Source organism: Streptomyces sp. NPDC051172 (assembly GCF_040682555.1).
Lineage (GTDB): Bacteria > Actinomycetota > Actinomycetes > Streptomycetales > Streptomycetaceae > Streptomyces.
Genome location: NZ_JBFBBE010000016.1, coordinates 66485 through 85192, shown reverse-complemented (window position 1 = coordinate 85192; position 18708 = coordinate 66485). Strand labels below are relative to the sequence as shown.

Annotated in this window: 14 protein-coding genes; 7 read left to right on the top strand and 7 right to left on the bottom strand. The window is 70.1% G+C overall.

All coding sequences use genetic code 11. The annotated features are described in order from the left end of the window. Positions 1-50: 50 nt before the first annotated feature. Entirely contained in the window at positions 51-1256 is a 1206-nt protein-coding gene (locus AB0N07_RS12670) for a glycosyltransferase (RefSeq protein WP_365834235.1), read from the bottom strand. A 336-nt stretch (positions 1257-1592) separates the two neighbouring features. Here AB0N07_RS12670 and AB0N07_RS12665 point away from each other — a divergent pair, with 336 nt between their 5' ends. Beyond that, positions 1593-2297 carry a hypothetical protein gene (locus AB0N07_RS12665; protein WP_365834234.1) on the top strand — a complete coding sequence of 235 codons (705 nt, stop codon included), beginning with the start codon at positions 1593-1595 and terminating at the stop codon, positions 2295-2297. Positions 2298-2398: 101 nt separating this feature from the next. On the opposite strand, the gene AB0N07_RS12660 is transcribed toward AB0N07_RS12665, so the two are convergent. Continuing rightward, positions 2399-2956, bottom strand: coding sequence for an ABATE domain-containing protein (locus tag AB0N07_RS12660; RefSeq protein WP_365834233.1), 558 nt, complete (start codon positions 2954-2956; stop codon positions 2399-2401). A gap of 200 nt (positions 2957-3156) precedes the next feature. On the opposite strand from AB0N07_RS12660, the gene AB0N07_RS12655 reads away from it, so the two are divergent. The 6 genes from AB0N07_RS12655 to AB0N07_RS12630 all read left to right on the top strand — a co-directional run bounded on the left by AB0N07_RS12655 (position 3157) and on the right by AB0N07_RS12630 (position 13352). Beyond that, complete coding sequence (locus tag AB0N07_RS12655; protein ID WP_365834232.1) at positions 3157-4344, top strand: ROK family transcriptional regulator; 1188 nt, start codon at positions 3157-3159, stop codon at positions 4342-4344. A gap of 128 nt (positions 4345-4472) precedes the next feature. Continuing rightward, positions 4473-6332 (top strand): carbohydrate-binding protein, encoded by a 1860-nt coding sequence (locus tag AB0N07_RS12650; protein ID WP_365834231.1) that lies wholly within the window; start codon positions 4473-4475, stop codon positions 6330-6332. Positions 6333-6422: 90 nt separating this feature from the next. Beyond that, the gene (locus AB0N07_RS12645; protein ID WP_365834230.1) at positions 6423-8840 is read left to right on the top strand and encodes a glycoside hydrolase N-terminal domain-containing protein; all 2418 of its coding nucleotides are present in this window, start codon (positions 6423-6425) and stop codon (positions 8838-8840) included. 157 nt (positions 8841-8997) lie between these two features. Continuing rightward, the gene (locus tag AB0N07_RS12640; RefSeq protein WP_365834229.1) at positions 8998-10176 is read left to right on the top strand and encodes an SGNH/GDSL hydrolase family protein; all 1179 of its coding nucleotides are present in this window, start codon (positions 8998-9000) and stop codon (positions 10174-10176) included. A 162-nt stretch (positions 10177-10338) separates the two neighbouring features. Next, complete coding sequence (locus AB0N07_RS12635) at positions 10339-12531, top strand: RICIN domain-containing protein (RefSeq protein ID WP_365834228.1); 2193 nt, start codon at positions 10339-10341, stop codon at positions 12529-12531. A gap of 134 nt (positions 12532-12665) precedes the next feature. Then, positions 12666-13352 carry a phosphatase PAP2 family protein gene (locus AB0N07_RS12630; RefSeq protein WP_365834227.1) on the top strand — a complete coding sequence of 229 codons (687 nt, stop codon included), beginning with the start codon at positions 12666-12668 and terminating at the stop codon, positions 13350-13352. Between the two features lie 2 nt (positions 13353-13354). Here AB0N07_RS12630 and AB0N07_RS12625 read toward each other — a convergent pair whose 3' ends face one another. The 5 genes from AB0N07_RS12625 to AB0N07_RS12605 are packed head-to-tail and all read right to left on the bottom strand — an operon-like array spanning position 13355 to position 18703. Beyond that, the gene (locus AB0N07_RS12625; RefSeq protein WP_365834226.1) at positions 13355-14698 is read right to left on the bottom strand and encodes a glutamate-1-semialdehyde 2,1-aminomutase; all 1344 of its coding nucleotides are present in this window, start codon (positions 14696-14698) and stop codon (positions 13355-13357) included. 6 nt (positions 14699-14704) lie between these two features. Next, complete coding sequence (gene rfbC / locus AB0N07_RS12620; RefSeq protein WP_365834225.1) at positions 14705-15256, bottom strand: dTDP-4-dehydrorhamnose 3,5-epimerase; 552 nt, start codon at positions 15254-15256, stop codon at positions 14705-14707. Then, entirely contained in the window at positions 15253-16473 is a 1221-nt protein-coding gene (locus tag AB0N07_RS12615; RefSeq protein WP_365834224.1) for a polysaccharide pyruvyl transferase family protein, read from the bottom strand. The genes rfbC and AB0N07_RS12615 overlap by 4 nt, the downstream gene beginning before the upstream one ends. Then, positions 16470-17417: a glycosyltransferase family 2 protein gene (locus tag AB0N07_RS12610; protein ID WP_365834223.1), complete on the bottom strand. Its 948-nt coding sequence runs from the start codon at positions 17415-17417 to the stop codon at positions 16470-16472. The genes AB0N07_RS12615 and AB0N07_RS12610 overlap by 4 nt, the downstream gene beginning before the upstream one ends. Further along, a complete protein-coding gene (locus AB0N07_RS12605; RefSeq protein ID WP_365834222.1) occupies positions 17414-18703 on the bottom strand; it encodes a hypothetical protein in 1290 nt (429 codons plus the stop codon). Before AB0N07_RS12605 ends, AB0N07_RS12610 begins: the two co-directional genes overlap by 4 nt. Positions 18704-18708 lie beyond the last annotated feature (5 nt).

The following is an 18708-nucleotide window of genomic DNA, read 5'->3' as shown; positions in this document are numbered from 1 at the left end:
GCACGGGGCCCTGCGCCCGGACCGGCCCGCGTACTACAAGCCGGCGCCGTTCACCGCGACTCGTCGAGCAGCCGGTGCGCGGCCACCTCCGCTCCATCGGTACGGAGCCGGGCTCCCAGGGACTTCGCACGCGCCCGGGTCTCGGGCGACAGCGCGGTCTTGAGTGCGACGCCCAGGGATTCGGCGGTCGTGGCCCGAGCGTCGAGGGCCGCACCGAGGTCCAGAGCCGCCACCCGGCCGGCCCAGTACGGGTTGTCGGACAGCTGGAGAGGTATGACCACCTGCGGCACGCCCGCCCGGGCCGCCGTCAGCGTCGTACCCGCGCCGCCGTGGTGGACCACGGCGGCCACCCTGCGGAACAGGTTCTGATGGTTGGCCTCACCGATGGCGAAGCAGTCGTCCCCGTCGTCGAGGAGATCGAGGTCCGCCCAGCCACGGGACACGAGCACGCGGTGACCCTGTGCGCGGATCGCATCGACGGCCATACCGCCGATGCCTTCGGCCGGGGACATGCTGCCGAAGCCCACATAGACCGGCGGGCTGCCCGCGTCCAGGAACCCCGCCAAGTCCGCCGGGAGGGGGCGTTCGTCCGGGAGGGTCCATGCGCCCGTCTGCACGACGTCAGGGCCGGGGGTCTCCCGCCACGGCCCCAGGACCTGGTCCGCGGCCAGCCAGGGACGGTCGGTGAGGATGTGATCGCGCACATTGTTCACCAGCGGCAGACCGAGCGCTGCCCGGTGACGGTTGAGTGCCTCACCGAACTGTGCGTCGACGTTCTGGGCATCGAACTCCCAGAGGGTCCGGTTGTCGGCGGCCTCGGGTTCCGGCCAGCCCGGCCGGGGCGGCGGCGCGTGGTGCGGTGACGGCAGGTGGACCGCCGCATAGCTCACGTACACGTAGGGGATACCAGCGGCCTCGGCCACGGAACGCGCCGCGACCTGTCCCAGGCCCGCCGCCACCACCACGTCACATCCGTCGAACGCCCCGGGGAAGGCGTCGAACTGCGTCTCGACCAACTCGTTGCGGTAGCGGGCCAGTTCCGCCGCCGAGGGCAGGGTCTTCCCACGCATCAACTCCCTGACCGGTGGCCCTACCGGCACCCACTGCACGCCGATACCTGCGAGCCGCTTGGCGAACTCCTCGTCCGGCGGGGCGCACATCCGCACCGCCGCGCCGAGCGCCCGTAGCCGCACCGCGAGTGCCACCAGCGGTTCGACGTCGCCACGTGTCCCGTATGTGGACAACAGCACCCGCATTCAGCATCCTCTTTCGTCGGTTCTTGCATGCGTTTCTGCCGTTTCCGCCCAGGCTCAGGATGCTGGTCGGCGGTGGCGATGTGTCGGTCGCCGGGAATGATCGGCAGCAGTGTAGGCCGCGTGTCGGCCCGGGCGGCCGACGGCCGTCCCGCTCGGTCGCCCAGGTGAACTCGGCCATGTCGCAGCGGACTTGGGCCTTCGGGAGCTACGGGAAACGACCGTCCCGGTGCCAACGGTGCGCGTGGGACGGGAGGTTCAGTGGTGGCCGGATCTGGGCAGCCTGTGCTCGGCGCGGTGTGCAAGGCCCCCTCATCCTCATAATCGGAGTGCTACGCGATGCAGAGTTCGTTCACACCCGTACCCGATGTTTCGGTCATCCTGCCCTGCGCCGGACACGGAACACGCTTCGGTGCGCCCTACCCGAAGGAGCTGCACTGTCTGGCTCCCGGGGTCACGGTGCTGGACCGCAGCCTGGAAGCCGTCGTCGAACTCGCCAAGAGCGGACTCCATGTACGCCTGGTCGTCGTGTTCGGGCCGCACAAGCTCGACACGGTGAGTCATCTCGCTCGCTATGCCGACATCTTCCAGATGGCCTTCGTCTACCAGGCGGAGTCGTTCGGACCCGGTCTCGACGGGGCGATCCGGTCCGCCCTGCCGCTGACACGGGGGCCGGTGGCCCTCGTGCTGCCCGACATCGTTGTCACAGGCTCGGACACACCGGGCAAGCTCCTTGACGCCTTCCGGCGGCTGGAGGTCGCGGACTGGAGTGTGGTGGCCGCCGAGGAACGGGATCACGACACGCTGCGGCAGATGGGCGCGTTGGCCGTGACCGAGGTGGGAGGGGTCCTGACCGTGGGGGCGGCCACCGACAAGCCGGCGGATCCCTCGGGCTTCAACGCGTTCTGGGGCATGGTGGCGGTCACCGAGAGCGAGGCGCACAAGCTGCCCGACGTCGTGTGCATGGGGACGGCCAACCCGCTGGCCGGTGCGGTCGCCCTCATGGTGGAGGGGATCGTCAACTACAACACTCCCGCGGGCTGACGTCCGGCGCGGAGTGTCAGCGCCGCGGCAGGCAGCGTTTGCGTTGTTCCGGTGCCTGAAGGGGAGGTCGAGGACTGGCCGGAGGGTTTCCGCGGTTCCGTCTATGCCTCCGCTGTCGTCGCGCCGTGCCGGCGTGCCCGGTAGGCGGCGGCCTTGACCCGGTTGCCGCAGGTTCGCATGGCGCACCACTCCCGTCGGTGGCCTCTTGAGCGGTCGAGGTAGACCTGGGTGCACTCGGGACGGGAACACTCGCGCAACAGCGCGGCTTCTGCGCCGCCGATCATCTCGACGGCCTCGCGGGCGAGGGCGGCGAGTCCTTGGCCAGCCGTGCCGGTACGGGTCGCACCATCGGGGCCCAGCCGCACGGTCAAGGGGAGACCCGATGCCTGCAGGTTCACCTCGGCGACCGCCTCGGCAGGCAGCGGCCGCCGCTCGATCCGGGCCGCCACCAGGGCGTAGACCGCCTCACGCAGCTCCACCGCGACGGAGAGGTCGGTCTCGCTCGCGCCGGGTGCCAGATCGAGCATCCCGGACTCCAGGAACCAGTCGTCGAGCAGTTCGGGGGTTGCGAGTTTCTCGAGCGGTTCGCCGTTGCGTCGCGCGCGCAACGTGCCGACGAAGTCCAGAGGAAGCGTCCCGCACGGAAAGGCGTGATTCACGTAACCATACTGACGGGTGACACCTGGATGTACAACGTCCTGCCCCCGACACGACGAGCTCGACGTCTACACCTTCGATTCCATGACCTGAAAGTGGGCATCCCAGGCTTTCATCGACTCAGTTCCGTTTCCGCCAGGCCTCAGAGCAAGTGTGGTTTTTTTATTGACAGCGGAAAAGATTCGACCTTAGGTTTCCGGCCATGCGCCCGACCTTCGCCCGCGAGTCGGTCCACACCCTGACTCCGGCCGCCTCCCTGGTGTTCACCACGCTGCTCTCCCACGGTCCGCTCACCCGGGCGGAGGTGGGGCGGCGCACCAAGCTCTCTCCGGCCGCGGTCACCAAGGCGGTCCGGCCGCTGATGGAGCTCGGCTATCTTGTCGAGGGCGCGGACGAAGAGGCGCGGCCCGCGGTGGGGCGTCCGGCCAACCTGGTGTCGGTGGACGCGGGAAGGGCGCTGTTCATCGGCGTGAAGGTGACCGGCGACGAGATCATCGCCGTGCTGGCCGACCTGTGCTGCCGTATCCGGGTCTCCCGGCACGTGGCCCTCACGGGCCGAAAGCCGCAGGCTGTGCTGTCCGCCATCACCGCGCTGGTACAGGAGTTGCTCGTCGAGGCCGTCGGATTCGGTGTGCAGGTACGGGGGCTGGGCATCGCGATCTCGGGGGACGTGGACCGCACGGACGGTCTGGTTCGCTACTCGCCTTTCCTTGAGTGGCGTGACGTACCGCTCGCAGAGCTCGCCGGGACCGCTACCGAGCTGCCGGTCACGGTCGACAACGACGTGCGGGCGCTCACGGTCGCCGAGCACTGGTTCGGGGCCGGAGTCGGACTCTCGGACTTCGCCCTGGTGACCGTGGGCGCCGGCGTCGGCTGCGGCCTGGTGGTGCACGGCCGGGTGGTGTCGGGCGCGCACGGCGTGGCCGGCGAGATCGGGCATCTGTCCCTCGACCCGAGGGGTCCGCTCTGCCACTGCGGCAACCGCGGGTGTGTGGAGGCGATCGCGGCGGACCCCGCGATTCTTCGCGCGGTGAGCGCGGCCACGGGCAGGCAACTCACCGAACCGGCCGAGGCGTTGGGCCTGGCCCGCGGCGGAGACCCCGGGGCCCGAGCGGTCTATGCACAGGCCGGCGAAGCCATCGGCAAGGCCATTGCCTCCCTGGTGAACCTCCTCGGTCCCGAACGCGTGGTCATCTCCGGGGAGGGCCTGGCCGCATACGACCTTTTCGCCGAAGGCATCCGGGACGCGTTCGCCGCCTCCGCCTTCGGTACCGCTTCGCAGTGTGACGTGATGACACGTCCGCTGCCCTTCGAGGAGTGGGCGCGCGGGGCCGCGGCCACCGCGATCCAGTCCTTCATGGGGTCGGACACGTACGAGGAGCAGCCATGACGCTGCAGAGCCGCAGCCCGCAGCCCGCCGCGGGCGCCGACCTCCCCTGACCCAGATCTCACCGACGCCCCCGCCCCCACCCGGTACCGCCGCACCACTCCACTCACCGCACAAGCAGGAGGCGAGCCATGCCCTCATCCCCCTCCAGAGCCCTCCCCGGCTTCACGCGCCGTTCCCTCAGAACCGTGCTGGTCCTGGCCGTCACGGCCGGGCTCGGCACCGCGTTCCCGGCCGCCGCCGCTCAGGCCACGTCCGGCGCCTCCAAGTCCGCGACCACGTCGGCCGGTTCGGCTCCATCCGCAGCGGACGCCGGCCCAGCGGCCAAGCCGTACATGGGCTGGTCCAGCTGGAGCATGCAGTCCTCCCAGTACCCGGGCCTGAACCCGGACGGCAACTACAGCTACCTCACCGAGGCGAACGTACTGAAGCAGGCGGACGCCCTGGCCACCACGCTGAAGAAGTACGGCTACGACCACGTCAACATCGACGCCGGCTGGTGGATGGACAAGAACTGGACCTCCGAGTTCGACCAGTACGGCCGGCAGACCCCCGACCCGGTGCGCTTCCCGCACGGCATGAAGTCGGTCGCCGACCACATCCACGCCAAGGGCCTCAAGGCCGGTGTCTATCTGCCCGTCGGCCTGGAGAAGGGGGCGTACGGCGACGGCAGGGTGCCGGTCCACGACGCCCCGGGCTGTACCACCGCGGACGTCGTCTACCCGGACCTGCGCACCACCAACGGCTGGGACAGCGCCTACAAGTTGGACTTCGACAACCCCTGCGCGCAGAAGTACATCGACTCGCAGGCGCAGTTGCTCGCGGGCTGGGGCTACGACTTCCTCAAGCTCGACGGGGTGGGCCCCGGTTCGTCCAAGTCCGGTGACAACCACAACAACGTGGCGGACGTCGCCGCCTGGCACCGGGCCATCGTCGACACCGGGCGGCCGATCCACCTGGAGCTGTCCTGGTCGCTCGACATCTCCCACGCCGCGGACTGGAAGAAGTACTCCGACGGATGGCGCATCGACACCGACGTGGAGTGCTACTGCAACACCCTGGTCACCTGGGAGAACTCGGTCAACGACCGGTGGAACGACGCCCCCGCGTGGAGCCGCGAGGCAGGCCCCGGCGGCTGGAACGACCTCGACGCGGTCGACGTCGGCAACGGCGCGATGGACGGCCTCACCAAGGCCGAGCGGCAGAGCTACATGACGCTGTGGGCCATCGACAAGTCGCCTTTGTTCACCGGTGACGACCTCACCCGACTCGACAGCTACGGTCTCTCCCTGCTCACCAACGAGGAGGTCATAGCCGTGGACCAGAACACCTCGCCCGTCGCACGTCCCGTCACCCCGATGGGCGACCAGCAGGTCTGGGGAACCAGGAACCCCGACGGCACGTACACCGTCGCGCTGTTCAACCTCGGCGACTCGCCGGCCGCCGTCACCGCGGACTGGGCGTCGTTCGGCTTCACCGGCGCAGCCGCCGTGCGCGACCTGTGGAACCACCAGGACCTCGGCACGTACAAGAACCGGATCACCTCGACGTTGCCCGCGCACGGCTCCCGGCTGTTCACGGTCAAGCCCGGCGGCGCTCCTCTCGCGACCAACCGCTACGAGGCCGAGTCCGGCAACAACACCCTGACCGGGAACGCGTCCGTCGCCTCGTGCGACGCCTGCTCCGGCGGCAAGAAGGTCGGCAACCTCTACCTCGACAGCAAGCTGCAGTTCAACGACATCACGGTGAAGAAGGACGGCATCTACACCGTCAATGTCGCCTATGTCAGCGGCGATGCCCGCTCGGTGAGCGTCTACTCCAACAGCGGCCACGGCACCAGCCTGAAGTTCCCCTCCACCGGCGACTGGAGCACGGTCGAGACCGTCAGCGTCCAGTTGGCCCTGAAGGCGGGCTCCAACACGATCACGTTCGACAGCGGCTGGGACTACTCCCCCGACATCGACCGGATCGACGTACCCAAGTCCGCCTGATCAACCTCCCGTCCTGATCAGTCCGCCTTCCGACGGCCCCTGTCCGTCGTTCCCGCATGCGCCGTTCCCCCCGGACATGGAGTGCACAACGTGGACACTCAGCACCCCGAGCCATCCGACAACCACCCGAGCCGCAGACGCTTCCTGACACTCGCCTCCACGGCCGGCGCGGTCACCGCCCTCGGCGGTCTGCCCGCCTTCACCGCCTCGGCGGCCCCCCTCCGGCCCGCTTCCTCCCCCTTGCTGTCCCCGACCGCCGCCGCGAAGAACCAGTTGTGGTGGCGGGCCCCAGGTTCCCCCACCTCGATGATCCAGCAGGGTCTGCCGGTCGGCAACGGGCGCCTCGGAGCGCTCGCGAGCAATGATCCCGCCGCCGAACTGCTGACGATCACCGACTCCACCCTGTGGACCGGCGGCCGCAACGACACCCTGCAGGACGACGGCCAATTCCCCTACGGCCGCGACGACTTCGGCTCCCTGACCCTGCTGGCCGAGCTCACCGTCGACATCCCCGCGCACGACCTGGGCTCGGTCGACAACTACCGTCGTACCCTCGACCTGGCCCAGGGCTTCATCAGCGCCTCGTACGACCTGTCCGGCGTCACCTACCGGCGGCAGGTCTTCGCCAGTCGCCCCGACGACGTCATCGTCCTGTACTTCTCCCAGCAGGGCGGCGGCAGTTACACCGGCACCGTCACCCTCGCCGGCAGCCATGGCGAGACCACCACGGCGAACCGGGCAGGGCGCCATGCCTCGTTCGGTGCTGCCTTCGCCAATGGGTTGAAGTACGGCGCCGCCGTCACGGCCCACAGCAGCACCGGCTCGGTCGCCGTCGACGGTACGTCGATCTCGTTCCGCAACTGCAAGGACCTGACCGTCGTGGTCAGCGGCGGCACCAACTACGCCCCTGACGCGGCCGCCGGATTCCGCGACCCGTCCGTGGACCCTCAGGGCCTGGCGCGGACCAAGGTCCTGGCCGCCGCCGGCCACTCCGCGAGCACTCTGCTGTACACCCATGTCGCCGACTTCCGCCCGGTGTTCGAGCAGCAGGACATCGACCTCGGCACGTCGTCCACCACCCAGCGCAGGCTGGACACCTGGCAGCGGATACAGGCCCGCTACCGGGACGACGTCCCCGACCCCGAACTCGAGGCGGCCTACCTGCAGTTCGGCCGCTATCTGATGATCTCCGGCTCGCGGGGCAGCCTGCCGATGGGCCTGCAGGGTCCGTGGCTGGACGGCAACGCCCCGGACTGGATGGGCGACTACCACACCGACATCAACGTCCAGATGAACTACTGGATGGCCGACCGGACAGGCCTGTCGGACTGCTTCGACGCCTTCGCGGACTACTGCCTCGCGCAGCTGCCCTCGTGGACGGACGTCACCCGGCGACTGTTCAACACCTCGACCAACAGGTTCCGCAACTCCACTGGAAAGGTCGCAGGTTGGTCGGTGGCCTTCTCCACCAACCCTTACGGCGGCAGCGGTTGGTGGTGGCACCCGGCCGGCAATGCCTGGCTCTGCCAGAACCTGTTCGAGCACTACGAGTTCACTCAGGACTGCGCCTACCTCGAAAGGATCTATCCCCTCCTCAAGGGCGCCGTGGAGTTCTGGGAGGCCCGCCTCATCACGACGACCGTCACCGACGCCTCGGGAGCCTCACGCGAGGTCCTCGTCGACGACAGCGACTGGTCGCCCGAACAGGGCCCGCAGGACGCCAAGGGCATCACCTACGCCCAGGAAGCGGTGTGGAACCTCTTCGGCAACTACCGGACCGCCACCCGCGTACTCGGCAAGGACCTCGCCTACGGCACGACCGTCGACGGCCTGCGTGAACGCCTGTACCTGCCGGTGGTCAGCCCGACGACCGGCTGGCTGGAGGAGTGGATGTCGCCCGACAACCTCGGCGAGACCACGCACCGTCATCTCTCCCCGCTGTTCGGGCTCTTCCCCGGCGACCGGATCCGTCCGGACGACTCCACGCCGAAAGACATCCTCGCCGGCGCGACGGCCCTGCTGACCGCCCGCGGAATGAACAGCTACGGCTGGTCCAACGCCTGGCGCAGCCTGTGCTGGGCCCGGCTGAAGAACGCGGAGAAGGCCTACCAGCTGGTCGTCAACAACCTGAAGCCGTCCGTGAACGGCAGCAACGGCAGCGCGTCGAACCTCTTCGACATCATGGACATGGGAGGCGGCCGAGGCATCTTCCAGATCGACGCGAACTTCGGCACCCCCTCCGCGATGCTCGAAATGCTGGTCTATTCGCGGCCGGGTCACGTCGAGTTGCTGCCCGCCCTGCCCGCCGCCTGGGCGGCATCGGGCTCGGTGTCCGGCGTCGGTGTCCGCGGCGGCTTCGTCGCCGACCTCAAGTGGCGAGGCGGCAAGGTCACACAGCTGACGCTGAGGAGCGTCGGCGGCCGCGACACGACCGTCTTCGCGGGCAGCACCTCTCGGAAGATCAGCCTCAAGCCCGGAGCGTCCATCACGCTGAGCAACTTCGGCTGAGTCCGGTCCGCCCCCACCCACCGATGAGACCACGACAAGAGCGGAGAGAACGACGATGTCCTCTGCAGAGGGAAGAGCGGCGGGACGGCGACCGCGCCGCAGATCATTGCTGTCCGTGTGCGGCGCACTGACCGGCATGGCGCTCACGGTCGTTCCGTTGAGCACCGCCACCGTGGCAGGCGCGGCCACCTCCGCGTCGCAGGGCAAGGCGACCATGGTCAGTGCCTGGTCGCCCGGCATGACGACCGGCGGCCCGTCCTTCGACAACCGGACCATCCGGATGGTGGTGCACAGCAGCGTCGCGGGCTCGGGCGCACGCGTCACCCTGTCCAACCGGTACGGCAGCGCCGCGCTCGATGTCGGCGAGGTGGACGTGGCCGTCCAGGCCGACGGCGGTGAGGGGACGCGCGGGACCATCCGCAACGTCACCTTCGCCGGCTCCCGCCACCTCACGATCCCGGCCGGCGAGGAGGCGGTCAGTGACGTCGTCCCGATCCCGGTCCGCGCCGGCGAGAACCTGCTCGTCAGCCTCTACGTCCCCGGTGCGACAGGCATGTCGACCTGGCACTCCGACGCCTTCGACACCTCCTACATCGCCTCCGGGAACCACACGGGTGACGACGGCGCCGCCGCGTTCGGCACCACCACGACCTCGTGGTACTACCTGGCGGGTCTCGACGTTCTGTCATCGACCGCAAGAGGCACCGTCGTTGCCTTCGGCGACTCCATCACCGACGGCTACCACTCCTCGACCGGCACCTACACCCGCTGGCCCGACTTCCTGGCACGCCGGCTCGGCGCCGGACCGGGCCCGCAGAGGCTGAGCGTCGTCGACGCCGGCATCGGGGGCAACCGCGTCCTCACCGACGTCCCGAACCCGTGGCAAGGCGTCAGCGCCCTCAAACGCTTCCGCCACGATGCCCTCGGCCGGCCCGGCGTCAAGGACGTCATCCTCTTCGAAGGCATCAACGACATAGGCAACAACGCCGGCCCCGACGGCCGACCGCTCACCGCCCAGGACCTCATCGCCGGCTACCGCACCCTGATCGACCAGGCACACGCCGCCCATGTCCACGTCATCGGCGCGACCCTGATGCCCGACGAGGGCAACGGCTACTACACGCCCGCCGCCGAGGCGATCCGCCAGAGCGTCAACCGGTGGATCCGCGCCGGCAACGCCTTCGACGGAGTCATCGACTTCGACCGGACCATGCGCGACCCCGCGAACCCGACCGCCCTCGACCCGGCGTACGACTCCGGCGACCACATCCACCCCGACGACGCGGGCATGAAGGCCATGTCGGACGCCATCGATCTGCGGCTCCTGCGCAGCTGACCGTCCTCGGCAAATTCCTTTCCTCAGCTCTTACTTCACACCTTGACGGAAGTGGTCCGTACCTTTAGTTTCACCGAGCGACCCCAACCCCGCGCGCATACCGGCCCGTTCACATGGTGAACGCAGCGCGGGTACCCACCCCCCACGAAAGGGCGCCCCGTCATGCCCAGACCCAGACGGCTCCCCCTATCCGCCGCCTTGGCGGTCACCGCTCTGACCCTGTCCGCCGGCCTGCTCACCGGCGCCCCCGCGCAGGCCGCGGCCACGGCCCTGCCCACCGGCTTCGCGACCGTGATGAACGCCGCGAGCGGCCGGTGCCTGGACGCCAAGGCGGCCGCCACCGCCAACGGCACCGTCGTGCAGCAGTACTCGTGCAACGGCACCATCGCACAGCAGTGGAGCTTCACCGCCACGAGCGACGGATACGTCCGGATCAACAACGCCAACGACACCAACCAGGTCGCGGACGTCGCCGACGTCTCCACGGCCGACAACGCAGTGGTCCACCTGTGGGCCTACGGCGGCGGCGCCAACCAGCAGTGGCTGCCGGTGGACGAGGGCGGCGGCGCCTACCACTTCGTCAACCGCAACAGCGGCAAGTGCCTCGACGACCCCGGGGCCTCGACCGCCGACAGCGTGCAGTTCGCGCAGTACACCTGCAACGGCACCGCGGCCCAGCGCTTCCAGGTCGCACCCGTGACCCAGTCGGCCGCCAACCCCGATCTGGGCCCGAACGTGGTCGTCTTCGACCCGTCGATGTCGTCCTCGACGATCCAGAGCAGGCTCGACTCGATCTTCCAGCAGCAGGAGACCAACCAGTTCGGCTCCCAGCGCTACGCCGTGCTGTTCAAGCCGGGCGCCTACAGCGCCGACGTCAACGTCGGCTTCTACACGCAGGTGCTGGGCCTCGGCCTGTCCCCCGACGCGGTGACCGTCAATGGCGCCGTGCACGCCGAGGCCGACTGGTTCCAGGGCAACGCCACCCAGAACTTCTGGCGCGGTGCCGAGAACCTGTCGGTCAACCCCACCGGCGGCAGCGACCGCTGGGCGGTCTCGCAGGCGGCGCCGTACCGCCGGATGCACCTGCGCGGCAACCTCGCCCTGGACGACGGCGGCTGGTCCAGCGGTGGACTCATCGCCGACAGCAAGATCGACGGTCAGGTCGACTCGGGCACCCAGCAGCAGTGGCTGACCCGTAACTCCCAGCTGGGCAGCTGGACCGGCTCCAACTGGAACATGGTCTTCACCGGCAGCACGGGAGTCCCCGCCACCAGCTTCCCCAACCCGCCCTACACGACGGTCGCCCAGAGCCCGGTCTCCCGCGAGAAGCCGTTCCTGTACGTCGACGCCAACGGCGCCTACCAGGTGTTCGTGCCGTCCCTGCGGTCCAACTCCTCGGGCACCAGCTGGGCGGGCGGCATCTCGGGCTCCTCGCTCTCGCTGGACTCCTTCTACGTCGTCAAGCCGGGCGCCACCGCCTCGCAGATCGACTCCGCTCTCGCGGCGGGCAAGAACCTCCTGGTCACCCCCGGCGTCTACCACCTCGACCAGACCCTTCAGATCAACCGCGCCGACACGGTCGTCCTCGGTCTGGGCCTGGCCACCTTCGTCCCCGACAACGGCATCACCGCCATGAAGGTCGCCGATGTCGACGGTGTGAAGATCGCGGGCCTGCTCTTCGACGCCGGCACCACCAACTCGCCCTCCCTCCTGGAGGTCGGACCCAACGGCTCCGCCGCCTCCCACACGGCCGACCCGACCTCCCTGCACGACGTCTACTTCCGCGTCGGCGGCGCTGGCGTCGGCAAGGTGACCACCGGCCTGATCGTCAACAGCGACAACGTCATCGGCGACCACATGTGGATCTGGCGCGCCGACCACGGCAGCGGCGTCGGCTGGACCAGCAACACCGCGGACACCGGAATGATCGTCAACGGTGACAACGTGACGATGTACGGCCTGTTCGTCGAGCACTTCCAGAAGTACCAGACCGTCTGGACCGGCAACGGCGGCCGCACGTACTTCTTCCAGAACGAGATGCCGTACGACCCGCCGAATCAGGCGGCCTGGATGAACGGCTCCACCCAGGGCTACGCCGCCTACAAGGTCGCCGACTCGGTCACCAGCCACCAGGCGTACGGCCTCGGCAGCTACTGCTACTTCAACGTCAACCCCGGTGTCGTGGCCGCGCACGCCATCGAGGCGCCGAACAATTCGGGCGTCCGCTTCACCAGCATGGTGACGGTCTCCCTCGGCGGCACCGGCACCATCAGCCACGTCATCAACAACACGGGCGGCCCGTCCAACTCCAGCACCAACGTGGCCAACCTGACCAACTATCCCCAGGAGTCGTAAAGGGCTCAGAACGGGTGTCCACGCGGCGCTTATGATCGCTGGAGGAGAATCGGACACGACGGGGGGCTCGCGTTGGATCGCCTGGCAGGAGCGGGCCCGGAAGTCGGCGCAGGCCGACCGGCCGCGGTGTGCGTGTGACCGGCCGGCCGGCGCCTGCCGTACTGCCCTGGTCGTTGCGCCCGTTGCTCGGGCTGATCGCGGTTCTCGCCGTGCTGGTGGTCACCGCGATCGGGGTCTTGTACGCCGGTCACGGCGAGCCCGGCAGGGTGGACCGGTGGATCATCAAGCCGACGGCGGACAGCGTACGGCCGCCGTGGCGGTATGTCGCTCTGACCCTGGACTTCCTGGGGGAGCCCGCCGGATCGGTGATGGTGATCCTGGCCGCGGTGGCGGGGTGTCTGCTGCTTCGGCGTCCTCGCGTCGCGGTGCTCGTCGTGGCCGGTGTCGGCCTGACCGTGGGGACGGCGACGCTGCTCAAGCACGTGGTGGGACGCACCATCCACGGTGCCGACAATCTGTCCTACCCGAGCGGGCACACCGCCTTCTTCACCGCGCTCGCCCTCACGGCGGCGCTGCCCGCGACCGGCCGGCTCGGCCTCGGCAGAGCGGCGGGCCTGTCACTCGTGCTCGCGGCGGCGCTGGTGGCCGGCGCCGCGATGGGGTGGGCGGAGGTCGCCCTGGGGGCGCACTACCCGACCGATGCCCTCGGCGGCTGGTGCACCGCACTCGCGGTGGTACCGGCGGCCGCCTGGCTGGTCGACCGTGCGGCCGACCGGCGGGCCGTTCGCACGGCCGACGCCGGCCGGCTGGAGCGTCGCTGACGTCACGCCAAGCGGCGGAACACCGGCTTCACGGGTCGTCCGGCCAGCCAGGGTGTGGGGTCACCGGCGTCCAACGCCTTCCGGTACACCGCACAGGCCTGGGCCACCACATCGACGGTGTGGTCGATGTCCTCGTCGCTGAGCGCGCTGCTCACCACGAACGACGGGGCGAGCACCCCGCCCTCGAGGAGCCGGCGCAGGAACAGGGTGCGGTACTCCTGCGACGGCTGCCCGTTCCCGTCGAGCGTGGCGAAGACCAGGTTGCTGGCCCGGCCCCGGACGACGATGTGCTCGCCGACGCCCATGCCGGCCGCGGCCTCGCGGACCCCGGCCGCCAACCGCTCGCCGAGCCTGTGCAGCCGCGCGGTGACGCCCTCTTCGGCGTAGATGCTCTGCACGGCCATCGCGGCGGCCAGCGAGTGCGTTTCCGCACCGTGCGTGGTGGACAGCAGGAACACCCGCTCGCCGGAGTGCCGCAGCCCGCCCCGCTCCATCAGCTCGCGGCGCCCGGCCAGCGCGGAGACGGCGAACCCGTTGCCCAGTGCCTTGCCGAAGGTGGAGAGGTCAGGGACGACGCCGTACAGGCCCTGGGCGCCCGCCTCGGACCAGCGGAAGCCGGTGATCATCTCGTCGAAGATCAGCACGCAGCCGTGCCGGTCGGCCAGTTCGCGCAGGCCCTCCAGGTATCCGGGCGGCGGCTCGGTCTGGGTGGCGGCTTCGAGGATCAGACAGGCGACCTCGTCCTGGTACCGGGTGAGCAGCTCCTCCGTGGCCGCCAGGTCCCCGTAGGGGAACGCCACGGTGAGCTCGTTCGTCGCCTCCGGAATGCCGGCGGACATCGGTGTGGTGCCGATGAACCAGTCGTCGGTGGAGAAGAACGGATGGTCGGCGCAGAGGGCCACCCGCGGGCGGCCGGTGGCGGCGCGGGCGAGGCGCACCGCTGCGGTGGTGGCGTCGGAGCCGTTCTTCGCGAACTTCACCATCTCGGCGGTGGGCACCGTGGCCAGGAAGCGCTCCGCGGCCTCGACCTCCACCATGGAGGGCCGGACGAAGTTGCTGCCGCGGTCGATCTCCCGCCGCACCGCTTCGGTCACGCGTGGGTGGGCGTGACCGAGGCTGACCGAACGCAGGCCGGAGCCGTACTCGATGTAGCGGTTGCCGTCGACGTCCCACACATGGGCGCCGCGGCCGTGGCTGATGACGGGGGCCAGATTCTCGGGGTACTGGTCGTCGCCCTTGGCGTAGGTGTGCGCGCCTCCGGGGATCATGGCGTGCAGGCGCTCGTTCGCCGCCCGTGACCGGGGCAGAGCGAACTCCGGGGTCGCTTCGGTGTGTTCGGCGGTCAACCGACTTCACCCTTCCTGGTGCTTGAGGAGCTCGGCGAGGCTCAGCGCCTCACGGTCCCGCTGGGACATCGACGTGACCGGCAGCGGCCAGGGAATGGCGAGTTCCGGGTCGTCGAAGGCGATCGTCACGTCCTCGGACGGATCGTGCTGACGATCGATACGGTAAGAGGTGTCGGCGATTTCGGTAAGAGCCTGGAAGCCGTGAGCACACCCAGCCGGGATGTACAGGGTCTTCTGCGTCTCGCCGGACAGTTCGAAAGAGGCCCAGTTGCGGTACGTCGGTGAGTCCGGGCGCAGGTCCACGACGACGTCGAAGATCTCCCCGTACGAGCAGCGCACCAGCTTGGCCTCGCCGGCGCCGGAGCGCAGGTGCAGGCCGCGCAGGACGCCCCGGACCGAGCGGGACACGCTGTCCTGGACGAAGGCGTTCGGGTCGAGGCCCACCGAGCTGACCACGTCGGCGTCGAAGGTGCGGCTGAAGAAGCCGCGTTCGTCGGCGTACGGCGTCGGCTCGAACAGGTACGCGCCGGTGATCTCGGGGACTTGGGTCGCTTTCATGGAGCCTTCCGCAGGGTGTGGGGCCGGCCGGCCGCCGGGAACAGGACCGCGTTCAAGGCGGCGAACTGGTGCTCCAGTTGCCGCGCGGCAGCCTGGTTCCGCTCGGCGAGGACCTGTCGCAGCTCAGTCGATCGCTTCTCCAGCGTCCGGAACTGTTCGAGCAGCCGGTCGGCGTCGACCTCGCGGGCCGGGTGGCAGAAAGCACCGAGGCCCATCCGGTCCATGAGCGCGTCGCTCTTGGCCGCATAGCTGAGGGCGAGCACCGGGGTGCCGGTCTTCAGCGCGCAGATCAGATTGTGATAGCGGACCGCGACCACGGTGTCGGCAGCTGCCATCTCCTTCATCAGGTCGGCCAGTGACGCCGGCTCGGCAGCAGTGACCAGCGGCGAGTCCACCGCGTCGAGGATCGCCTCGACCACGGCCACATCGCACTGGTCGCCGGTGAGCAGCCGGATGGGCCTGCCCTCCTCCACCAGCGCGCGGACGAACCGGATCGTCCCGTCGAGGTAGCGCCGGTAGATCTCGTCGGCCCGGGCGCGGTCGTCGTTTCCGCCGTGGAAGTCCATGACGCCGAGGCAGACCGTGCCCGGCGAGCCCGAGGGCGCGCCCGCCGACGGCGTCGGCAGGGAGAACGCGAGGTCCGGGTAGACCTCGTCGCGTGCGGTGTCCACGCCCATCGCCCGCATCGCGTCACGGCTCTGGGCGTCCCGGTACGACCGGTACGCGGCCAGCCGCCCCGACCAGCGCACCAGGGCCCGTGTCGGCCGGCTGCGGATCTCGGCGGCGCCGACACTGACCAACGCCACCCGGGTGCCGAGCAGCCGGCCGCTCGCACAGAGCAGGAACAGCGAGTACGGGAAGCCCCACGGCCGCAGCGGCAGCGTGGCCTCCAGGACGCCCATGCCCGGCACGATCACCACGTCGTGCCGGCGCACCCAGGCGGCGGTGCGGAAGACGTCGACGAGCTTGCCCAGGCCCTTCGACGCAATCGAGCCCACACGTGACGCGGTCCGGTACTCGGCGCGGTTCCAGTGCAGCCGCGTGGCGGGGATCCCGAACCGGGTCGTCACGGCCTCGGGTCCGCCGCACAGGGCGTCCACGACCGCGTCCGGGTGCTCGGTGCGCAGATATCCGAGGACGGCCTCCAGCGAGCCGTCGTTACCGAGGTTGCCGGAGCCGAGGAGACCGAACACGCCCACGCGTGTCGACGTCTTCATGACCGCCGCCCCTCGCGGCCCGCGACGAGGGCGTCGACGGAGACGGTGAGAGCGGCCGGGTCGACCGGGGCGCGGTCCTCCACCCGCTCGCCGGCGCCGGGCCGGACCCGGCTGGTCATCCAGGCGCCCATGTGGCGGTAGCACTCGCGCCGGTCGGCCGGGGACAACGGGGCCCGGCGGATCGCCGCGGCGAAGCCCCAGATGTACTCGGCGAGCAGCCGGGGCGTCGGGTGCAGCCGGCCCGCCCGGCGCGGGTCCAGGTTGACGCACCGGGCGCGCTTGGACGGGTTCGCCCGCTCGGCGCGGTTGGGGTGGTCGCGGCGGAAGTACAGCAGCTCCGGGACCTGGTGGAAGCGGCCGTGCAGGGTGATCTCGGCGACGAAGGTGCGGTCCGCGTGGTGGTAGCTGTCGAGGGGCTTGACCCGGCGCAGCATGTCGGCCCGCATCACCCCGTAGAAGTCGTCGCCGCCCGGCTCGAACAGCAGGCTCCGGAAGCGCTCCGGCGCGTGCGGCGAGTCGGTGGCGAGCGTGTACTCGTACGGCACCCTCACCTGGCCGTCGCCGTCGATGACCGCCTGGTCGGCGTGCGCGAGGATCACGTCGGGCTGCTCGTCGAGGGCCTCGATGCAGCGCCGCAGCAGGTCGCGGGCGTAGAGGTCGTCGTGCGAGGCCCACTTGAACAGCTCGCCGCGGCACTGGGTGAACACGTAGTTGTGGTTCGGTGTGGCGCCGACGTTCCGGGGCAGCCGGATGTATCTGATGCGGGAGTCCTGAGCGGCGTACTTGCGGCAGATGTCCTCGGTTCCGTCGGTCGAGGCGTTGTCGGAGATGACCAGCTCGAAGTCCTCGTAGGTCTGCCCGAGCAGGGCGTCGAGCGACTCGGCGAGGTACTCCTCGCCGTTGTACACGGGCAGGCCGATGCTCAGCCTGGGTTGGGCGGTCATGAGGTCCTCACTTCGGGAACGGAGTTGTGGTCGCGCTCACGCAGGGCCGACCGCAGTTGCAGCCACCACACGGCCGAGCCGCTGACGGTCGCGGCGGCGACACCCCAGGCCGAGCCCACCGTGCCGGCCACGGCAGCGCCGCCGAGCCCGCCGCCGACATAGCAGGCGGAGGCGAACAGCTGGCAGCGCAGGCTGCGCCGGGCCGCGCCGAGCGCGCGCAGCCCGGCCGCCGCCCCGGTGCCGAGGCCCGCGCCCGCGACACTGAAGGTGATCGCCACGATGAGGTGCGAGGAGGAGCGCCAGACGTCCCCGAGCGCGAGGTCGCCGAGCCGGTCGGGCATCAGCAGCAGGGCCCCGCCCCACAGGAGCGCGGCGACGGCCTGCCCGCCGCCCAGCCGGAGGCAGAACGGGCCGAGGCGGTGCGGGGCCTGGCGCAGCACGCGTGCCGCTTCCGGGACGGTCACCAGCGATAGGCCCATCAGCACGGCGAGGAACGGGCCCATCAGGAGTTCGGCGCCCCGCACCGCACCCACCGCGCCGACCCCGACGATCGCGCCGAGCCCGTACGCCCGCAGCTGGCTGGCGCCGCTGAGGCTGACGTTCTCGACCAGATACCGGTAGCCGAGATCGCGCTGTTCGCGAAGCCAGCCGCGTGCCTCGGCCATCCGGGGCCGGATGCCGGACTGGAGGCAGCCGTAGACGGCGGCCACGGCGGCGGACGCACCCCAGGCGAGCACGAAGGCGGCCACGCTGCCCACATGGGCGGCGACGACCATGGCGGGGACGAGCGCGACGCCCCACACGACGTCGTTGACGAACGCCTTGCGCCCGTTGCCGGCGGCGAAGAACCCGAACCGCCAGGCGTCCTGCAGCAGCAGGCCCGGCATCATGACGCCGAGGCAGGCGAACGCGGGCCCCAGCCGGCCGCCGAGACCGAGCCCGGCCAGCAGACACACCGCGCCCATGGCGGTGCCGACGCCGAGTGCGGTACCCGTCGACCGGGCCACCGCACCGCGCCAGGACACGTCCGAGACGCCGCTGAAGCGCACCACGAGCGGGTCGGTGGACAGGCCGCGGGAGACGTTGAGCACCACGCCGTAGGTCACCCAGGCCAGGCTGAACACGCCGAACGCGGTCACCCCCAGCGAGCGGGCCACGTAGATGCCCACCGCGAAGTTGGACACGCTGGAGGCCGCCTGGTCGGCCAGCCCCCAGGACAGCCGGCCGACCAGGGCCCGCTTGGCGGACCCGGCCGGTGCCGTCGTCTTCTCCCCCTCCATGGTCATCGGCG